At 73.6% G+C, this 18618-nt stretch carries 15 protein-coding genes and 1 pseudogene; 5 read left to right on the plus strand and 11 right to left on the minus strand.

Annotated features, from left to right (window positions below; genetic code table 11):
• Positions 1-11 precede the first annotated feature (11 nt).
• Complete coding sequence (locus ACFYM6_RS01770; RefSeq protein ID WP_387271269.1) at positions 12-1226, minus strand: LOG family protein; 1215 nt, start codon at positions 1224-1226, stop codon at positions 12-14.
• A 262-nt stretch (positions 1227-1488) separates the two neighbouring features.
• Here ACFYM6_RS01770 and ACFYM6_RS01775 point away from each other — a divergent pair, with 262 nt between their 5' ends.
• Entirely contained in the window at positions 1489-1917 is a 429-nt protein-coding gene (locus ACFYM6_RS01775) for a DUF3151 domain-containing protein (protein WP_387271271.1), read from the plus strand.
• Positions 1918-1969: 52 nt separating this feature from the next.
• On the opposite strand, the gene ACFYM6_RS01780 is transcribed toward ACFYM6_RS01775, so the two are convergent.
• A complete protein-coding gene (locus ACFYM6_RS01780; protein ID WP_387271273.1) occupies positions 1970-3826 on the minus strand; it encodes a chromosome partitioning protein in 1857 nt (618 codons plus the stop codon).
• 72 nt (positions 3827-3898) lie between these two features.
• Positions 3899-4897 carry a hypothetical protein gene (locus ACFYM6_RS01785; RefSeq protein ID WP_387271275.1) on the minus strand — a complete coding sequence of 333 codons (999 nt, stop codon included), beginning with the start codon at positions 4895-4897 and terminating at the stop codon, positions 3899-3901.
• Between the two features lie 122 nt (positions 4898-5019).
• Between ACFYM6_RS01785 and ACFYM6_RS01790 the strand changes: the two genes are divergently transcribed.
• The 3 genes from ACFYM6_RS01790 to purD all read left to right on the plus strand — a co-directional run bounded on the left by ACFYM6_RS01790 (position 5020) and on the right by purD (position 8792).
• Positions 5020-6306 carry an adenylosuccinate synthase gene (locus tag ACFYM6_RS01790; RefSeq protein WP_387271277.1) on the plus strand — a complete coding sequence of 429 codons (1287 nt, stop codon included), beginning with the start codon at positions 5020-5022 and terminating at the stop codon, positions 6304-6306.
• A 196-nt stretch (positions 6307-6502) separates the two neighbouring features.
• Positions 6503-7423 (plus strand): type IV toxin-antitoxin system AbiEi family antitoxin domain-containing protein, encoded by a 921-nt coding sequence (locus ACFYM6_RS01795; RefSeq protein WP_387271278.1) that lies wholly within the window; start codon positions 6503-6505, stop codon positions 7421-7423.
• Positions 7424-7544: 121 nt separating this feature from the next.
• Positions 7545-8792, plus strand: a complete 1248-nt coding sequence (gene purD / locus ACFYM6_RS01800; RefSeq protein ID WP_387271280.1) for a phosphoribosylamine--glycine ligase — start codon at positions 7545-7547, stop codon at positions 8790-8792.
• 76 nt (positions 8793-8868) lie between these two features.
• On the opposite strand, the gene ACFYM6_RS01805 is transcribed toward purD, so the two are convergent.
• The 4 genes and pseudogenes from ACFYM6_RS01805 to ACFYM6_RS01820 all read right to left on the minus strand — a co-directional run bounded on the left by ACFYM6_RS01805 (position 8869) and on the right by ACFYM6_RS01820 (position 13901).
• The gene (locus tag ACFYM6_RS01805) at positions 8869-10395 is read right to left on the minus strand and encodes a N,N-dimethylformamidase beta subunit family domain-containing protein (RefSeq protein WP_387271283.1); all 1527 of its coding nucleotides are present in this window, start codon (positions 10393-10395) and stop codon (positions 8869-8871) included.
• A 104-nt stretch (positions 10396-10499) separates the two neighbouring features.
• Positions 10500-12061: pseudogene (locus tag ACFYM6_RS01810) on the minus strand (AMP-binding protein).
• A 171-nt stretch (positions 12062-12232) separates the two neighbouring features.
• On the minus strand, positions 12233-13447 hold the full coding sequence (locus ACFYM6_RS01815; protein WP_387271285.1) for an acyl-CoA dehydrogenase family protein: 1215 nt from the start codon (positions 13445-13447) through the stop codon (positions 12233-12235).
• Position 13448: 1 nt separating this feature from the next.
• Entirely contained in the window at positions 13449-13901 is a 453-nt protein-coding gene (locus ACFYM6_RS01820; protein ID WP_387271287.1) for an SCP2 sterol-binding domain-containing protein, read from the minus strand.
• A gap of 67 nt (positions 13902-13968) precedes the next feature.
• Here ACFYM6_RS01820 and ACFYM6_RS01825 point away from each other — a divergent pair, with 67 nt between their 5' ends.
• Entirely contained in the window at positions 13969-14616 is a 648-nt protein-coding gene (locus ACFYM6_RS01825; RefSeq protein WP_387271289.1) for a TetR/AcrR family transcriptional regulator, read from the plus strand.
• A gap of 7 nt (positions 14617-14623) precedes the next feature.
• Here ACFYM6_RS01825 and ACFYM6_RS01830 read toward each other — a convergent pair whose 3' ends face one another.
• The 4 genes from ACFYM6_RS01830 to ACFYM6_RS01845 all read right to left on the minus strand — a co-directional run bounded on the left by ACFYM6_RS01830 (position 14624) and on the right by ACFYM6_RS01845 (position 18543).
• A complete protein-coding gene (locus tag ACFYM6_RS01830; RefSeq protein ID WP_387271291.1) occupies positions 14624-15241 on the minus strand; it encodes a DedA family protein in 618 nt (205 codons plus the stop codon).
• A gap of 150 nt (positions 15242-15391) precedes the next feature.
• The gene (locus tag ACFYM6_RS01835; RefSeq protein WP_387271293.1) at positions 15392-16492 is read right to left on the minus strand and encodes a MaoC/PaaZ C-terminal domain-containing protein; all 1101 of its coding nucleotides are present in this window, start codon (positions 16490-16492) and stop codon (positions 15392-15394) included.
• Complete coding sequence (locus ACFYM6_RS01840) at positions 16492-17850, minus strand: 3-oxoacyl-ACP reductase (protein WP_387271295.1); 1359 nt, start codon at positions 17848-17850, stop codon at positions 16492-16494. The genes ACFYM6_RS01835 and ACFYM6_RS01840 overlap by 1 nt, the downstream gene beginning before the upstream one ends.
• A gap of 216 nt (positions 17851-18066) precedes the next feature.
• Complete coding sequence (locus ACFYM6_RS01845) at positions 18067-18543, minus strand: GbsR/MarR family transcriptional regulator (RefSeq protein WP_387271297.1); 477 nt, start codon at positions 18541-18543, stop codon at positions 18067-18069.
• Between the last annotated feature and the right edge of the window lie 75 nt (positions 18544-18618).

Consider the following 18618-nt stretch of genomic DNA (forward strand, 5'->3'; position numbering starts at 1 on the left):
CCGTTCGGGTCTCACGCGGCGGTGAGCAGCCGGACCGCCTCCCGCACGTCGTCGGTGAGGTGCACCGTGGACGACAGGTCGCCGAAGGGGGAGGCGGCCAGCAGCGGCCGCAGCAGCGACTCGACCGGCAGTTCGGTGGTCCAGTAGGTCCGGTCTAGGAACACGTACGCGCCGCTGGCCCCGTCGGTGCCGTAGTAGGTCTTGGTGGCCGCCTGGAACACCTCCTGCACCGTCCCGGCCCGACCGGGCGCGAAGACGATCCCGCCCCGGGCCAGCCGCAGGATGGTGTCCTCCCGGATCGCGTTGGAGAAGTACTTGGCGATCCGCCCGGCGAACAGGTTCGCTGGCTCGTGCCCGTACAGCCAGGTGGGGATGGCCAGCCCGCCGGAGCGGGCCCACTCGGTGCCGGCCGCAGCGGGACGGGGCGCGGGCAGCGTCGGCCCGGCGGCGTACCGCTCCCGGACCCGGAGCGCGACCTCGGTGTAGCGGTCGTGGTCGGTGAAGTCGGGGGCGGTGGCGAGCAGGTCGATCGCCGCGGTCAGCTCCTCCGCCGGCCAAGCCGCGAGGAAGGCGCCCAGGTTCGCCGCCTCCATCACGCCGGGCCCGCCGCCGGTCACCACCAGCCGGTCGGCCCGCGCCAGCTCCCAGCCCAGCACCGCCGCCATCCGGTACGCGGCGCTGCCGCGCGGCACCGCGTGCCCGCCCATCACACCCACCACGGACTGCGGCCCGTGCACCGCCAGCCAGGTCCGGGTGGCATCGGCCAGGGCGTTGTCCACCCCGTGGTCGTGCAGCCGCTGGCCGAGCGCCTCCCGGACGTCCGGCAGCGCGCCGCCGTGCGCCCGGAAGTGCGCGTACACCCGGGTGTCGTACATCCCGGCGAAGCCGCCGTCCGTGAAACCGGCGGCCAGTTCGTCGGCGGTGTAGAGGTGGGCCGGCTGGGTGGGGTAGGGCAGCCCGGAGAAGGGCGGCACCACGTTGGCACCGCGCCGGACCAGGTCCGCGCCGACCTGCCGGCCGGCGAACCGGCAGCCCACGAAGAGGGTTCCGGCGACCTCGACGCCGCGCAGGTCGGGGACCGGGTCGAGGTCGAGGCGGAGGCCCTGCACGGTCAGCCCGGCGAGGGTGCCCTCGGCCAGCCGCCGGTCGAACTCGGCCCGGGTCTCGATCTCGTCGATGCTGGTGTCGTGCGGCTCGATGACGTCCGCGGGAGGTGGGGTCGGCACGAGATCATCCTGCCCCGGCCGGGCAAGCCGGCCAAACGCCGGCCGGACGGACAGGAGCCCGGCGGCCAGGCCACCGGGCTCCTGCATAACCGGGTCCTGGGGAGGCTCCGGATCTTTAGTTGTAGTGGAAAATATCTCCGGGTGGCATGGGCCGGGGGTACGTGCCGGCCCGCCGCAGGCGTGACGAACCCCTCAGCCGTTCAGTTGACCGGCTCGCCGGACCCCCTCGCGTACCCCGGCGCGAAGCGGGTTGAATGGGGCGATGCAGAACCTGTTGCCTGAGCCACCGGCCACCCTCCTGCCCGCGCACGAGGAGGCCGACGCCGCGCTGGCCGCCGCCGCCGAGCAGGACACCGACGAGGCGTACCAGGACGTCGCGGCCCGCTTCCCGGCCCACAGCGCGGCCTGGGCGGCACTGGCCGCCCGGGCGCTCGCCGCGGGCCAGGTCGTCCCGGCATACGCCTACGCGCGTTCCGGCTACCACCGCGGACTGGACCAGCTGCGCCGCGCCGGCTGGAAGGGGCACGGCCCGGTGCCCTGGTCGCACAAGCCCAACCGGGGCTTCCTCCGCTGCCTCTACGTGCTCTCCCGAGCCGCCGGCGAGATCGGCGAGGCCGACGAGGCGGCCCGCTGCGCCCAGTTCCTCCGCGACTGCGACCCGGCCGCCGCGGACGCCCTCGCCAGCCACTGAACCGCGTCGACGGCCGGTCCGACCACCGGGTCGGGCCGGCCGTCGCGCCTGGTCACAGTCCTTCCGCCACGGCGGCGGCGATCTTCAGCCAGGCGTCCCGGGTGGCCGAGGAGAGCTGCCCGTACCGGATCGGCTCGCCGGTGTCGATGAGCCGCTCGTACGGCGCGAGCAGCACCGCCCGGGTCCGGGCGGCGAAGTGCCCCTGGATGGCCGGCAGGTCGATCTCCTTGCGCGACGGCGGCATCGACACCACCGTCACCGCCTGCCGGACCAGCCGCTGCCGGCCGCTCTGCTCCAGGTGGTCGAGCATCCGCGCGGCGGTCTCCGCCGAGTCGTTGCGCGCCGACATGGTGACCACGAGTTGGTCGGTGGCGTCCATCGCGGCCTGCCAGTTCTGCGCCCGCACGTTGTTCCCGGTGTCCACAAAGATCAGCTTGTAGAAGCGGCTGACCACCTCGCGGATCTCGGCGAACGCCGCCGCCGTGAGCATCTCGCCGCCAGTCGCCGACTCGTCCGAGGCGAGCACGTCGAACATCCCCTCGCCCTGCGAGCGGACGTACTGCGACAGGTCGCCGACCCGGCCGTGCGCGCCCTGGAACTGGGCCAGGTCGCGCAGCATGTCCCGCACCGTACGCGAGTGGAAGTCCTGCTGGGCCCGCATCCCGAGGGTCCCCTGGGTCTCGTTGTTGTCCCAGGCCAGCACGTATCCGCCGCGTTTCTGGCCGAAGGTCATGGCGAGCAGCAGGATGGCCACCGTCTTGCCGGCGCCGCCCTTCGGGTTGACCACGGTCACCTGGCGCAGCCCGCCGAAGTTGCGGCGGACCATCTCGATGTCGCGCCGTACCTCCTGCTCGTGCTGCCCGGGTGGGAGCCGGACCAGGCCGAGCCGGTTCACCACCGCCCGGACGCCCATGGTGGCCACCGGATCGAGCGGCCGGGCCTGCCGGCGCCGGGCGAAGTCCTCCGCGGTCGGGGGCGCCCCGCCCTCCGGCGTCCAGGCCGGCTCCGGGTACGCGGCGGGCACCGGCTGCTGCGGCGGGCCGGGCTGCGGCGGCGGGGTGCCCTGCTGGGGCCAGGCGGACGGATACCAGCCCGGTGTCGGGGTGGGCGACACGGGCCCGCCCGCCGCGGGTGGCGGCGGGTACGCCGACCCGTCCGGCTGCCCGTACCCGCCCGGCCCCGGCGGATAGCCCGTGCCGTTCCCGTACGCGGACTGCGGGAGCGGCACGCCCGGGGAAGGCGGGAACGGCCCGAGCCGGGGCGGCGGCGGAGCGTCCGGCTGCCCCTCGGCGGGCGGCACGGCGTCCGGACCTGGCGCGTCGGTGGCCGGCTCGGCCGGCCCGGTGGTCGACCGCTGCGGCGGCTGGGCCCAGGGCGAATCCGTCCGGCTGCCGGTGCTGGCCGGGGAGTCGTCGGCCTGCCCGGACCCGTTCGAGGACCGGTCCGGGGCGCCGGATCCGCCGCCCGCCCCCGCGCCGGCCGATGCCGACCCGGCCGCCGGGGTGCCGGCCGACGGGCCATCGGCGCCCGTGGACCTGCTCGGGGCGACCGCCGGTTGGTCGAGGGTGAACGGGAGGTCCAGGTCGACCGGAGGCTGCGCCGGGCGGGGCGCGGGCGTCCCGTTGCCGGTGCCGCCCGCCCGCGTCACGTCGTCCGTCGCCGCGCCGGTGGCCGTGGCGCCCCGGGCCGGCTCGGTGGGCGCGCCGCCCACCGGCCCGCCGGACGCCGGTGCGGCGGCATGCGGGGGCGGGGCGGGCCAGGCGGGCGCGCCTGGTTGGCTGGGAGCCGCCCAGGGCGGAACGGCGGTGGTCGGGTCGGTCTGCTCCGGCGGCCAGAGCGGTTCGATGTCCCGCTCCGGCACCTGCGGATGGCCCGGTACGTGGGCCCGGTCGGCGTTCTCGTGCACCACGGTTCCTCCCCCTTCCTCCCGCCGAGGATAGGCCGTCCGGTCAGCCGGGGGGCCGCACGAGATCGACGGAGGTCAGGACGTCCAGACCGCCCAGGCGCCCGGCTCGGTCCACCAGGACCGCTTCCGGTTCAGTTCGCCCTCGACGCCGTCGTCGAGGAAGGGCACCTTCTCGTCGCGGGGCACGACCGCCACCGCCCGGCCCCGGGCCCGGCGTACCTCGAGGCGTACCCGTCTGCGGCCCAACCTGGAGCGGGTGACCACCGGAACGGCCACCGCCACCTCGACCCGGCCGTCGGTCGGGTCCGGGTCGGCCAGCAGCGTCACGTCGTCGAGGCGCGCGTACCCGGCGGCGTTGCCGATCGCGCAGGCCATGATCGCTTCCTCGCCGTCGGAGAGGATCGCGTCGTCGACCTCGACCCGGCCGCGCCAGTGCAGCGGCCGGCCCGCGTCGTCGGCCGCGCCGAGCAGCGCGCCGTCCAGGGTCACCGAGCCGCCGTCGTTGCGCAGCAGGTCGAGCCGGCGGGCGGTGCCGTCCAGCACCGCGGCGGCCACCGCCGCCGGGTCGCGCGGCAACCCGAGCTGGGCGGCCAGGTCACGGGCCGCCCCGGTCCGGGCCGGATCAAGCGGGAGTACGCCGACCGGCGGCAGGTCCGGGACCGTCCGGTTGCCGGGCAGGTCGGCCGGACGGCGGCTCGGCGGCGGAGCGTACCGCCGGACCAGCCGGCGCAGCACGGCGCGCAACTGCCCGTCACTGGCCGTGGCGACCACCAGGCGGGTCTTGCCGTCCGGATCGGGCCAGGTGAGGCCGTCCGCCCGCGGCGGTCCGTCGAGCCGGGCCAGCACCTGGTCGATGTCGGCGTCCGAGCGGGCGGTGACCGTCTCCACCCGGGCACCCCGGGCGGTCAGCGCGTCCGCGCAGGCCAGCACCGGTACGCGCGGGGTCTCGCAGCGCTCCTCGGACGTCGCGCCGCCGGCTTCGTCGGCGCCACCGCAGCAGGCCCCGCCGCTGCCGCAGCCGCCGCCGGGCGCGTCACGCGCCGAGCCGAGGCTGAGCAGCACCACGTCGTACACGAAGGAGCCTCCTGCTTCTCGACGAACCCCTGCCGGTCCCGCCGTTACCTCTTGTTAGCCTGACACCCCGGGCTCGCTGACCGGTCGCCACCTGGCACCCGAGCCTCTTGGAGGCGGAGAAGATGCCAGCGATCGTGCTCCTCGGCGCCCAGTGGGGCGACGAGGGCAAGGGCAAGGTTACCGACCTGCTGGGTGGGCGGGTCGACTACGTGGTGCGCTACTCCGGCGGCAACAACGCCGGGCACACGGTGATCACCCCGGACGGCCAGAAGTATGCGCTGCACCTCATGCCGTCCGGCGCGCTCTCGCCGAGCGCGATGATCGTGATCGGCAACGGCGTGGTGGTCGACCCGAAGGTGCTGCTGGAGGAGATCGACGGTCTCGCCGAGCGGGGCGTGGACGTCTCCCGGCTGCGCATCTCCGGCGACGCGCACCTGATCATGCCGCACCACCGGGCGCTGGACCGGGTGGTCGAGCGTTACCTCGGCTCGTCCCGGATCGGCACGACCGGCCGCGGCATCGGCCCCGCGTACGGGGACAAGGTCGCCCGGATGGGCATCCGGCTCCAGGACCTGCTCGACCCCGGCATCCTGCGCAAGAAGCTGGAGCTGGCGCTCCGCGAGAAGAACCAGGTGCTGTTCAAGGTCTACAACCGCAAGGCGATCGACGTCGACGCGACGATCGAGGAGTACCTCGGGTACGCCGAGCGGCTCAAGCCGTACATCGCCGAGACCCGGGCGATGCTCTGGGACGCGCTGGACCGGGGCGAGACGGTCCTGCTGGAGGGTGCCCAGGCCACCATGCTCGACATGGACCACGGCACGTACCCCTTCGTGACGTCGTCGAACCCGACGGCCGGTGGGGCGTGCGTGGGCGCGGGCATCCCGCCCACCGCGATCACCAAGGTCATCGCGGTCAGCAAGGCGTACACCACCCGGGTGGGCGCGGGACCGTTCCCGACCGAGCTCTTCGACGACAACGGCCGGCACCTTGTCAAGATCGGCCACGAGTACGGCACCACCACCGGCCGGGAGCGCCGGGCCGGCTGGTTCGACGCCGTCGTGGCCCGGTACGCGTGCCGCCTCAACGGGGTCACCGATCTGGTCGTCACCAAGCTGGACGTGCTCACCGGCCTGCCCAAGGTGCCGATCTGCGTCGGGTACGAGATCAACGGCGAGCGGGTCGACGACATGCCGATGACGCAGACCGACTTCCACCACGCGACGCCGATCTATGAAGAGCTCGACGGCTGGTGGGAGGACATCACCAAGGCCCGCACCGAGGACGAACTCCCCGAGAACGCGCGCCGCTACATCGCGCGCATCGAGGAACTAACCGGCACCCAGGTCAGCGTCGTCGGGGTCGGCCCCGGCCGCGACGAAAACGTCCTCCGCCACCCCCTCCTCTAACCCCCACCCCCACCCCCACCCCCACCCCCACCCCCACCCGAGAAGCGTGGTTGATCAAGGAGTTTGCGTCTGGATTTGAAGCCGGACAGACGCAAACTCCTTGATCAACGCCGCCGAGGGTCAGGGTTGTCCACAGGAGGTCGGTGGTTGTCCACAGGGGCGGCGGGGCGGCCGGGGATGTCGGCAGCCTGGGTGGGTGGGTGATCTCGATCTTTTGAATCGGATGGCTGCCCGGCAGGGCGGCGTGGTGACGGCCGTCCAGGCGTTGGCTGCGGGCTTCAGCCGGGATCAGATCCGTCATCTGGCCCGGTCCGGGCGCTGGATCAGGGTGGCGCGCGGTTGCTTCGTGCCAGCTCCTGAGCTGGACGTGGGCACGCTGCGACTGGCCCGGATCCGTGCGGCCGTCCGCAGTCTGGGGCCCGGTGCCGTGGTGGTCCTCCACACGGCCGCCGAGATGCATCGCATCAGCGGCGTCAGGGCGGCACCGGCGATCCATGTGTCGGTGCCGGTGGATTGCCCCCGCCCGCAGCGCCTCACCGATCCGGATCTCGTGGTGCACCAGCTCACCCTCAACGAGGCCGATGTGATCAGCCTTGCTGGTACATCTGTCACGACCCCGATCCGTACCGTCGCCGACGTCATCCTCCGGGTGGATCGCTATCCGGCGGTCTGTCTCCTGGATTCCGCGCTCAACCGGCGACTGCTCACCGAGGCGGATCTTTCGGCCATCCCGGCCCTCCTCGCAGGTAGGCGCGGAGCCGTGGCGGCCAGACGATGTCTGGCGGAGGCGGACGGCCGGGCGCAGTCGCCGTTGGAGACCCGCACGCGGCTGCGGTGTGTAGACGGAGGCGTACCACCCGAGGCGCTTCAACTCGAGGTCCGCGATGAGGACGGCTATCTGCTCGGCATAGGAGACCTCGGCTGGCGTCGAGCTCGGGTGATCGCGGAAGCCGATGGCAAGGACCCTCACCGCACACCCCAGGCGGTCTACGAGGACCGATTCAGGCAGAACCGCCTGGTCAACGCCGGTTGGGTGGTTCTCCGGTTCACCTGGTCCGACACCCTTCGCCCCGATTACATCCCTGAGACCGTCAAGCAAGCCCTCCGCCACCGCTGATCCACCGGCATGGCTGACCATTCTGTGTCGATCAAGAAGTTTCGGCCGTCCAGAGGCGGAATTGAGACGCAAACTCCTTGATCAACGGGGTGGGGAGGTGGGGTCAGTAGGATGCGGGGTTGTGCGGGTTTTGCTTGTGGGTGGTGGGGGGCGGGAGCACGCGCTCGCGCTCGGGTTGGCCGGTGATCCGTCCGTCACGGCGCTGATCGCGGCGCCGGGGAATCCTGGGATCGCGTCGGTGGCTGAGCTGCGGGACGTTGCTCCGACCGATCCGGCGGCGGTGGCGGCGCTCGCCGTCGAGGTGGGTGCCGACCTGGTGGTGATCGGGCCGGAGGCGCCGCTGGTGGCCGGCGTCGCCGACGCGGTACGCGCCAAGGGCATCGCCGTGTTCGGCCCGTCGGCGGAGGCGGCCCGGCTGGAGGGTTCCAAGACGTTCGCCAAGGACGTGATGACCGCCGCCAAGGTGCCGACCGCGCGGGCGTACACCTGCACGGAGCAGGAGAGCACCGGCAGGGCGCTGGACGAGTTCGGGCCGCCGTACGTGGTGAAGAACGACGGGCTGGCCGCCGGCAAGGGCGTCGTGGTGACCAGCGACCGGGCGGTCGCCGAAGAGCACGCACAGGACTGCGGCCGGGTGGTGGTCGAGGAGTACCTGGCCGGCCCCGAGGTCTCCCTCTTCGTGGTCACCGACGGGGAGGCGGCCCTGCCGCTGCTGCCCGCGCAGGACTTCAAGCGGGTCGGCGACGGTGACACCGGCCCGAACACCGGCGGCATGGGCGCGTACGCGCCGCTGCCCTGGGCGCCGCCCGGCCTGGTGGACGAGGTGATGCGCGACGTCGTGCACCCGACGCTGGTCGAGATGCGCCGCCGGGGCACCCCGTTCGCGGGCCTGCTCTACGTGGGCCTGGCGATCACCGCCGTCGGCCCCCGCGTGATCGAGTTCAATGCCCGCTTCGGAGACCCGGAGACCCAGGTCGTCCTCGCCCTGCTGGAGACGCCGCTCGCCGGGCTGCTGCACGCCGCCGCCACCGGCACGCTGGCCGCGCACCCGCCGCTGCGCTGGCGGGACGGCGCGGCGGTCACCGTCGTGGTGGCCGCCGAGGGATACCCGGCGGCGCCGCGTACCGGCGACGTGATCACCGGCGCGGACCGCCCCGGGGTCATCCACGCCGGCACCCGCCGGGACGCCGACGGCACGCTGCGCTCCGCCGGGGGCCGGGTCGTCTGCGGTACGGCCACCGGCCCGGACCTGGCCGCCGCTCGGGATGCCGCCTACGCCCTGGTACGGGACATCGAGTTGGCCGGCTCGCACCACCGCACCGACATCGCCGCCGCGGCGGTGGCCGGCCAGGTGACCGTCCCCGCCTGACCGGGCGACCCGCGGAGCGGCCGAGGCGCCAGAAGGTGGTGCGCGGCCGACCCGGCGAGCCGGGCGGTCGATTTCGCTATCCCGCGGCGGGCTCGGACGCCCGGGCCTCGGCCGCGGCTCGGGCGCGGCCGACGATCCGGTCGAGCAGGTTGGCGGTGGCCCGTTCGATCCGCTCGTCGCGGTGCCCAGGGCGGTTCAGCGCCATGGTCCAGCAGAGCGTGCCGGTGGCGAAGACGAGACCGCCCTGCGGCGTCTCGTACAGGTGCGTGTTCTGCATCCGCCTCCCGCCCTCCCGGGTCCGGTAGGGCGACCGGCTCAGCACGGTGGCCGTGACGGCGGCCGGGCGGGGCGTCCTGGGGTTGAGGCCGTCGGCCTCGCCGCCGACCATCCCGGGGATCCGGTCGCCGTCGGCCACCCCCGTGCCGGCCCAGAACCAGTGGTTCGCCGAGTTGACCACCAGCGGTTGCGGCGCGCCGACGATGCCGTTGTATTGCACGCCGATCAGCGCCTGTTCGGGCTGGCGGATGCTGCGCCACTGGAGAGTGGGGCCGGCGCCGTCCTGACCCGGATCGGGCATGGTCTTGGCGCAGGCGACCACGCGCTCGGCGCGCCCGTCGGCGGCTGGCCGGACCCGGATGTGCCAGTAGACGCTGTTGGCGCCGAGGAAGGCCAGGCTCCGGCCGGCCGCGACCGCCCGTTCCGCGGCCCGCCGCATCTCCACCGACCAGTACTCGTCGTGCCCGGCGAACACGATGCCCTGGTGCCGGGTCGGGTCGAGCCGACCGGAGTGCAGGTCGAAGTTGGTCGCGTAGCTGACGTCGTACCGGTTGCGTTCCAGCCAATGGATGACGTCGTGGTCCCGGCTGAGGTGGATCGGGATGCCCTCGTTGGAGTACGGCCGGTCGAACGAGACCTCCCGGGCCCGGACCTGGGGGTCCCGCCGGCCGGCCGTGTAGCCGTTGTAGAGGCTCTTGCCGATCAACCGGTCCGTCGGCCACTGGTTGTACGCCTGCCAGGTGGTCACCGGCAGCACCACGCAGAGCGGGGCGGCGCGCCGGTCGTCGCGGACCACGAACGGCGTGCAGGCGCGCCAGCCCGCAGCCGAGGTGAACACCGCCTGGTAGAGGCCGGAGGTCCAGTGGTCGGGGATCCGCAGGGTCCAGGACACCGGCCAGCGGCACGCGATGGTGCCGGTCGCCGGGTCGGCCGCCGGGACGGGTTGCGGCACCCCGGCCAGCTCGGGGCTGGTCAGCATGGTGCGGGCGCCGGCGCCGTCGTACCAGCCGAGCCGGTGGACGGTGATCCGGAACGGGCCGGCCGGGTTGACGGCGACGTGGAAGTCGACGGTCTGCCCGGGGGCGACGCTGGTCGCCGAGGCGTACCCCTGGATCTGGCGCTGCCGGTCGTCGGCGGCGCGGGGGCCGTCCTGCGGCCACCAGGGTTCCCCGGCCGCGTGGTTCTCCACCTCGACCGGCGGGGGCTGGCGGCGGATGAGGGTGCCGGCGCGGCGCCGGCCGAGGACGGGTTCGGTGGCGCCGAGTGCGGTGGCGGAGGCGCCGCCGAGGAGGAGGCCGAGTGCCCAGCGTCGGCGGAGTCGGACCATGGAGGCAGCTCCCGGACGAGTGAACGGACCTGCCGGGGACCGCCGGCGGATGGAACGTACCATCCCGCCCTCCCAGGGCAGTAGGTCCCTTTTGGCCCCTTGGCTCAGTCGTAGTAGCGGCGTAGCTCGCGGGCGAGCACCTTGCCGGTGGCGTTGCGCGGCAGGTATTTCACGAAGACCACGTCCCGGGGCACCGAGTAGCGGGCCAGGTAGTGCCGCACGTACTCGCGGACCGCCTCCGGGTCGAGGGTCTCGCCGGGGTGCAGGGCCAGGAACGCGGCGAGCCGCTGGCCGTACTCGGCGTCCGGTACGCCGATCACCGCGACCTCGCGGACCTGCGGCAGCCGGGCGATCAGGTCCTCGACCTCGGCGGGGAAGACATTCTCGCCCCCGGAGACGATCATGTCGTCGGCCCGCCCGTCGACGAAGAGCAGGCCGTCGTCGAGCCGGCCCAGGTCACCGGTGTCCAGCAGGCCGTCGCGGCGCTCCCGGCTGGCCCCCGAGGTGTAGCCCTCGAAGAGCATCTCGTTGCCCACGAAGATCCGCCCGACCTGCCCCTCCCCGACCGGCTCGCCGGCGTCGTCGAGGATCGCCAGCCGGGTGCCGTGCGGCGGGCGGCCGGCACTGTTGGGCGCCGCACGCAGGTCGGCCGGGCCGGCGATGGACGCCCAGGAGACCTCGGTCGAGCCGTAGAGGTTGTGCAGGACATCGCCGTAGCGGTCCATGAACGCGGTGGCCAGCCCGCCGGGAAGGGCGGAGCCGCTGACCGCGACCACCTTCAGCGGCGGCCGGGGGTCCGGCGCCGGCACCTCCATCAGCCGCTGCAGCATCACCGGTACGGCGAACAGCGCGTCGCAGGACTGCGCCACCAGGGCGGCCAGCGTGGCAGCCGGGTCGAAGCGGCGGTGCAGCACGATGGTGGCGCGCATGGCGAACGCCACCTGGAGGGCGGCGTACCCCCAGGTGTGGAAGAGCGGGGCGGCGATCATCACGTGTCCCGGGCGTGCAGCGGGATCCGGTCGATGATGGAGACCAGCGGGCCGAAGCCGTTCGGCGTGGGCCGGCGGGCGCCCTTGGGTGCGCCGGTGGTGCCGGAGGTGAGGACGATGGTCCGCCCGTCCCGCTCCGGCGGCTGGAGCTGCTCCCCGGGCAGGGCCCCGGCGATCAGTTCGTCCCGGGCGCGCTCGTCGACCCGGTGCACGTCGGCGGGGAGGCCGAGGATGCGCTCGGCGAACTCGGCGTCGTGCACCAGCACCCGCAGCGCCTGCTCCTCCGCCACGGTGGCGAGCTGTGCCGCGGAGAGTCCGGTGTTCACCAGTACGGCGTCCGCGCCGAGCAGCATCGCCGCGACGACCGCCTCGACCAGCCCGTGGTGGTTGCGGCAGAGCACGCCGATTCGGTCGCCGGTCCGTACGCCGAACCCGGCCCGAATCGACCGGGCCAGCCGTTCCGTCCGGTCCAGCAGCTCCTGGTACGTCAGCGTGGCGCCGTGCTCGTCGACGATCGCGGTGCGCCCGGGGTCGCGGGCGGCGGCCTGGCGCAGCTCACCGGCGAGGCTCCAGCCCCATTGCCGCAGCGCGCCGAGTTGGGCGGCGACCCGGATCGGCCGGCCCGGGTTGAGCAGCCCGCGTCGGGTCAGCGTGGCGACGACGAACGGCAGGTCCACGCGGCAACCCTCCTCTCGATCAGGTACCCGCGGCGGCGCGGCGCCCAGCCGGGGTGATCACCGCCGGAGCGCCTGGGCCGCCTGTGCTGGAGACCGGCGGCCCGACCCGCGACGGCGTGCCGCTCGGCACAGCGGTCGGTCGTCGCGGGCCGGATCGGGGTCCGCCGGCGATCAGCGGAGCTGCATCCCGGAGATGGCCCGGGAGATGACCAGGCGCTGGATCTCGGAGGTTCCTTCGAAGATGGTGTAGATCTTGGCGTCCCGGTACCACCGCTCCACCGGGTGGTCACGCAGGAAGCCGGCCCCGCCGAGGAGCTGGACCGCCTTCTCGGTGACCGAGACGGCCACCTCGCCGGCCTTGAGCTTGGACATCGAGCCCTCGCCCGCGGTGAACGGCCGGTTGTTGCGGCCCATCCAGGAGGCCCGCCAGACCAGCAGCCGCGCCGCGTCGATCTCCATTCTCATGTCGGCGAGCGCGAACGCGACCGCCTGGTTCTCGATGATCGGGCGGCCGAACTGGACCCGGTTCTTGGCGTAGTCGAGGGCGTACTCGTACGCGGCGCGGGCCACGCCGAGCGCCTGCGCGCCGACGGTCGGGCGGGACAGTTCGAAGGTGCGCATCGCCGCCTGGCCGGAGGCGCGCTGCCCGGAGCGGGCCCGGGCCAACCGCTCGTCGAGCGCCTCCTTGCCGCCGAGCAGGCAGCGCCCCGGCACCCGGACGTCGTCGAGGAAGACGTCGGCGGTGTGGGACGCGCGTAGCCCGAGCTTGCGCAGCTTGCGGGTGGCGTTGAGCCCCGGCGTGCCCGGCGGTACGACGAATGCGGCCTGCCCCCGCGAGCCCAGCTCGGGGTCGACCGAGGCGGTGACCACGTGCACCCCGGCGATCCCGCCGTTGGTGGCGTACGCCTTCTGCCCGCTCAGCACCCACTCGTCGGTGGCCTCCTGGTAGACGGCGCGGGTACGCATCGACCCGACGTCGGAGCCGGCCTCCGGCTCGGTGGTGCAGAACGCGGCGACCGCGGGCTGGTCGACGTCACCGAAGCACTGCGGCACCCATTCGACGAGCTGGTCGGGTGTGCCCGCGCCGTAGATGGCGGCGACGGCCAGCGAGGTGCCGAAGATGCCCAACCCGATGCCGGCGTCGCCCCAGAACAGCTCCTCGCTGGCGATCGGCAGCGAAAGCCCGGTGGGGTCGGCCCAGCAGGTGGCGAGGAACTCGAAGCCGTACAGGCCGACCTTCGCCGCCTCCTGGATGACCGGCCAGGGCGTCTCCTCGCGGGCGTCCCACTCGGCCGCGGCCGGGCGCACAACCTCGGCCGCGAAGCCGTGCACCCAGTCGCGGAGGTCCCGCTGTTCCTCGTTCAGGTCGAGCGAGAACTCCACCACTTCAGGCCTTCGGGATGTCGAACAGGTTGGCGATGTTGGCGGCGAGGCCCAGGTCGCCCTTGGCCTTCAGCTTGCCGGTCATGAACATCATGACCGGGTTGCCACCACCGGAGACGATCTTCAGGAACTCGACCGGGCCCATGGTGAGGCTGAGCTTCGGGTCCCGCTGCGGGGTGTCGGAGACGGCGCAGGTGCCGTTCTCGATGACGATCTCGTAGGTGTCGGTGCCGCCGTCGGGGCGACCGGTGACGTTCCAGTGGATGACCGCGTTGGTGGAGCCGGCGCGGTCGGCCCGGAACAGGCTCGGCATCCGGTTGAAGACCTCGCTCAGGATCTTGCCGCGCAGGTCGCCGGACATGACCTCGGCGATCTTGTCGTCAGGGGTGGACTTGACCAGCTGCGCGAACTCCTTCGGGCCGACGTTCGTGAAATTGGCCGGGTCGAAGTCAGTCATGGGGGATTGCACCTTCCGGAGCGGGCCGACTTTGGTTACTCAGCCGTAACCCTACGCACGAGTAGGTATGCTCGCAAGAGTGTCCAGCCCGACCTTCAAGCGCCTGCCCCGGTCCGTACGCGAACAGCAGATGCTCGACGCGGCGGTCAAGGTGTTCTCACGCAGGGGTTTTCACGCGGCCAGCATGGACGAGATCGCCGAAGACGCCGGCATCTCCAAGCCGATGGTCTACGCGTATCTCGGCACGAAGGAAGAACTCTTCGTCGCCTGCTTGCATCGGGAAGGCACCCGGTTGATGGAAGCCATCGCCGGGGCCGCCGCCCCCGACCTACCCGCCGACGAACGGCTCTGGCGCGGGCTGCGCGCCTTCTTCGGCTTCGTCGGCGCGCACCGCGACGGCTGGGCGGTGCTCTACCGGCAGGCCCGCGGCGAGCGGCCGTTCGCCGCCGAGGTGGCCACCATGCGTGGCCGGCTGGTCGAGGTGGTCGCCGGCATGCTCGACCACGCGCTGCGCGCACAGGGGCGCGAGGTGCGCGGCACCGACCTGGAGGTGGTCGCGTACGCCCTGGTCGGGGCGAGCGAGTCGCTGGCCGACTGGCTCGCCGACCACCCGGAGGCGGACCCGGAGAAGACCGCCACCCGGATGATGAACGTCGCCTGGCTCGGCGCCGACCGCCTCCTGCGCGGCGTCACCTGGCACCCGCCGGCCGACTGAGCGCGGCTCAGCGGCGGGTGGCGGCGCGCGACCGGGACCGGCGGCGGATCCAGCGGACGGCTTCGAACACTCCGGTGGCCACGAGCGACAGACCCACCCCGAGCAGCAGGCCCTGGATCGGGTTCTGCTTGAAGGTCAGCCCGCCGAAGTAGCCGAGCAGCCCGCAGTAGAGCGCCCAGGCGGCGCAGGCGAGCAGGTCATACATCAGGAAACAGCGCAGCGGGTAGCGGACCGCGCCCATGGTCAGGGTGACCGCCGTCCGGCCGCCGGGGACGTAGCGGGCGGTGGTCAGGATGAGCCCGCCGCGCCGGTCGACCGCCCGGCGGGCCCACTCGGAACTCGCCCGCCGCCGGCTGTCGGCGGGCAGCCGGGCCAGCCGGTGCGCGCCGCCGCCGCGCCCGATGGCGTACGAGAGGTGGTCGCCGGCGAGCGCGCCGAGCGCGGCGGCCACGATCAGCGCGACCAGGGCGGGTTCCCCGTCCGCCGCGAAGACCGCGGCGGTGATCACCACCGTCTCGCCGGGCAGCAGCGGGAAGAACGCGTCGATCGCGGTGACCACGAAGATCACCAGGTACGCCCACGGCGAGGTCGCCGTCTGGCGCAGCAGGTCGAGCACGTCCCCCATGCCCCCATGCTGGTGCCGCCGGACGGGCCGGCGGGCCGAGTCGCCGGATCACGCCCCGCGCCCGCTGCCCTGCCGGCCCCGCACCCGCCGGTGAGAAGGGCCCTTCTTTACCGGTCACCTGTCCGCCGCGGTCGGGCCATCGGGTTGGGGTCAGCGGACGGTGCCCACCAGCTGCGGCCCGCCGGACCGTGCGTCGTGCAGGGCGAAATCCCAGGTCCCGCCGGCCGCGGTGGCGCTGAAGGCCACCGTGGACGGCAGTGGCACCGGCAGCTTGAACGCCACGTCCACCGAATACGCCTCCGGCAGCCTGCTCTCCAGCGCGGCCAGGCAGTGGGCCTTGCTCCACATGCCGTGCGCGATCGGGCGGGGGAAACCGAACAGCCGTGCCCCGAGCACCGAGGTGTGGATCGGGTTGTGGTCGCCGGAGACCCGGGCGTAGTCGGTACCCACCCGGGGGGTCACCCGCCAGTGCGCCGCGGCGGCCGGCAGGTCCGGGCGGTCACCCCGGCCGCGTCGCGGGCCGCCGCCCGCCTTCCGCTCCTTCCCTAGGTACGTCGAGACGCCCCGCCAGACCTCCGTGCCGTCGACCGAGCCGACCAGCACCACGTCGAGCTGCCGGCCCCGCTCGTGCGGGCGCAGGTTCTCGGCGTACGTGTGGAAGTCCAGGGTCTCGCCGGCCTCGATCGGCCGGTGCACGGTGATCCGGTTTGCCACGTGTACCACCCCGGTCAGCGGGATCGGGAACTCCGCCGCGGTCATCAGCCGCAGCGCCAGCGGGAAGCCCAGCACGTGCACGTACGTCGCCGGCAGCCGGTCGGTGAGCCGGAAGCCGCAGACCCGGTCGTAGTCGGCCAGGTGCGCCCGGTCCACGGTCACCCCGCCCACGCCGAGTTCCACCTCGGGCAGCTCCTGGCCGCGCCGGCCGCCCATCCCGGGCAGGGCGCCGAGCAGGGCCCGCCGGTAGAGGACGCCGGCCACCGGCATCCGGGGCAGGTCGATGCGGACGCGCCCCGCGGTGCCGACGGTCGCCGGCGCGACCGCCGCCCCGGCGACGGCCGACAGGTCCCGGGTGACCTCGGCGGCCGCGCCGGAGAGGTCCTGCGTCTCGTCGGCGGACGGGCGCGGCTCGCCGGCCGTCCGCGCCGCGGCGGCCCGGGCCGCGGTGAGGTCCTGGGTCGGGCCCTCGATCAGCTCGTGTACCGACAGCTCCTCGACCGGCTCCTCCGGCCGCCGCTGCTTGCGCCGCGCCATCACGCCCCCAGCAGGCTCTGGCCGCAGACGCGGACCACGTTGCCGCTGACCGCGCCGGTCGCCGGCCACGAGAGCCAGCCGATCGTCTCGGCCACGTCCACCGGCAGTCCGCCCTGGGCCATGCTGTTCATCCGGCGGCCCGCTTCCCGGATCAGCAACGGGATCCGGGCGGTCAGCCGGGTCTCGATAAACCCGGGCGCGACCGCGTTGAGGCTGATCCCGCGTTCGCGCAGCACCGGGGCGAGCGAGTCGACCAGGCCGATCACGCCGGCCTTGCTGGTCGCGTAGTTGGTCTGCCCCCGGTTGCCGGCGATGCCGGCGATCGAGGAGACCGAGACGATCCGGCCGCCGGCCGGGATCAGGTCGCGCTCCAGCAGCAGGTCGTTGATCCGTTCCTGGCTGGACAGGTTCACGTCGATCACCGAGTCCCAGCGGTCGGCGTCCATCCGGCCGAGTGTCCGGTCCCGGGTGATGCCGGCGTTGTGCACCACCACGTCGACCCGGCCGTGCCGACTCGCCAGATGCTCGGCCAGCCGGGTCGGCGCGTCCGCCGCGGTCAGGTCGAGCTGCACCGCGCTGCCGCCGACCTCGTTGGCGACGGTGGCCAGCTCGTCCCCGGCGGCGGGGATGTCCAGCGCCACCACCCGGGCGCCGTCCCGGGCGAGCACCCGCGCCAGGGCCGCGCCGATGCCCCGGGCCGCCCCGGTGACCAGGACCACCTGGCCGTCCAGCGGCCGGCCCCAGTCGGCCGGCGGGGTGGCCGCGCCGGCGCCGACCCGGATCACCTGCCCGGAGACGTACGCGGACCGGCCCGACAGCAGGAAGCGCAGCGTGGACTCCAGGCTGACCGGGGTGCCGGCGTCGCCGTGCTTCGTGACGTACGCGAGCTGGGCGGTGACGCCCCGGCCGAACTCCTTGCCGATGCTGCGGGTCAGCCCCTCCAGGGCGCGCTGGGCGGTCGCCTCGCGGGGCGAGTCGCACTCGGCTGGCGGGGTGCCCAGCACGATCACCCGGCCGCAGGGAAGCAGGGCCCGGGCGTGCGGGTGGAAGAAGTCGTAGAGCTGGCGCAGCTCGGTCGAGTCGGTGAGACCGGTCGCGTCGTACACCAGGGCGGCGAAGCGCGAGGTGGCGTCGGTGGCGGCGGCCGGGTCGGGCAGTTCGACCCCGGCGGTGGCCAGGATCTTGCCGACCGGCTCGGCGAGCCGGCCACCGGTCGACGAGCCGAGCAGGACCGGCCCGGGAACGAGCGGGTCGCCCGGCGTGTGCCGGCGCAGTCGGGGCGGGTCGGGCAGCCCGAGGCGCTTGACCAGCCCGCGGCCGGCCCCCGTTTGGACGAAGCTCGCGTAGCGGTCGCTCATGCCGGCCCTCCGTTTCGCCGAACGGTCCGAGCCCCGGCCGCCTCGGTGTATCCCGCAGCGTCGATACGGCCTCGGCCGGGGATCGGACTGTGAGCAGTGCCGGCATGAGGCACCACCGCCACCGCACTGCACTGATTCGCTCGCTGGCGCTCGCTCATGCCCGTAGCCTACTGGCGAGTAGGTTGGACGCAACCCCTTCGGTGCCGTGGCCGGCTGTCAGGCGTCGGTAGCTGGCCCGGCGGTTCGCTGGGCCCGCCAGCGGTCCACCAAGGCGGGGAGTTCGCGGAACATGAAACCGTAGAAGTCCCGCATCTCCGCCAGCCGTCGGGCGGCGGGGCTGTCCTTTCCCGCGGCGGCTATCCCCTGGTCGGCGGCCTCGAACATGGACTTGACCAGGCCGTTTTGCGCAGACATCAGGGTCGCCCAGGCACCCTCCCGCAGCCGGTAGTGCTCCCGGCGGCTGCCCGGTGCCGGCACCCGCTCGATCAGGCCCACCGTTGACAGCATCTTGATCGCGCCCGACACCGAGCCCGAGCTGACGCCGAGCTGCTCGGTGAGCTCGGTGGCGGTCACGCTCTCCGAGTCGGCGAAGAGGAACGCCGCCATCACCCGCGCGGTCGCTTTCTGCAGCCCACCCTCGGACAGGATCAGCGCCAGGTGTTCCGCCGCCGCAATGGTGTCCGCCAAGGTCATCGCCCCTCCTGTGTGATCCCGACCAACTCTATCATCTCTCAGTCTTCAAAAATCTCTGAAGGCTCTGATACGGTC

The sequence above is a fragment of the Micromonospora sp. NPDC006431 genome, assembly GCF_042870725.1.
Taxonomy (GTDB): Bacteria; Actinomycetota; Actinomycetes; order Mycobacteriales; family Micromonosporaceae; genus Micromonospora.

Bases quoted from the DNA above. Each gene is read 5' to 3' on its own strand.
- ACFYM6_RS01775 (WP_387271271.1), top strand. From the start codon at position 1,489: ATGCAGAACCTGTTGCCTGAGCCACCGGCCACCCTCCTGCCCGCGCAC.
- ACFYM6_RS01790 (WP_387271277.1), top strand. From the start codon at position 5,020: ATGCCAGCGATCGTGCTCCTCGGCGCCCAGTGGGGCGACGAGGGCAAG.
- ACFYM6_RS01805 (WP_387271283.1), bottom strand. From the start codon at position 10,395: ATGGTCCGACTCCGCCGACGCTGGGCACTCGGCCTCCTCCTCGGCGGC.
- ACFYM6_RS01820 (WP_387271287.1), bottom strand. From the start codon at position 13,901: ATGACTGACTTCGACCCGGCCAATTTCACGAACGTCGGCCCGAAGGAG.
- ACFYM6_RS01825 (WP_387271289.1), top strand. From the start codon at position 13,969: ATGCTCGCAAGAGTGTCCAGCCCGACCTTCAAGCGCCTGCCCCGGTCC.
- ACFYM6_RS01830 (WP_387271291.1), bottom strand. From the start codon at position 15,241: ATGGGGGACGTGCTCGACCTGCTGCGCCAGACGGCGACCTCGCCGTGG.
- ACFYM6_RS01835 (WP_387271293.1), bottom strand. From the start codon at position 16,492: ATGGCGCGGCGCAAGCAGCGGCGGCCGGAGGAGCCGGTCGAGGAGCTG.
- ACFYM6_RS01840 (WP_387271295.1), bottom strand. From the start codon at position 17,850: ATGAGCGACCGCTACGCGAGCTTCGTCCAAACGGGGGCCGGCCGCGGG.
- ACFYM6_RS01845 (WP_387271297.1), bottom strand. From the start codon at position 18,543: ATGACCTTGGCGGACACCATTGCGGCGGCGGAACACCTGGCGCTGATC.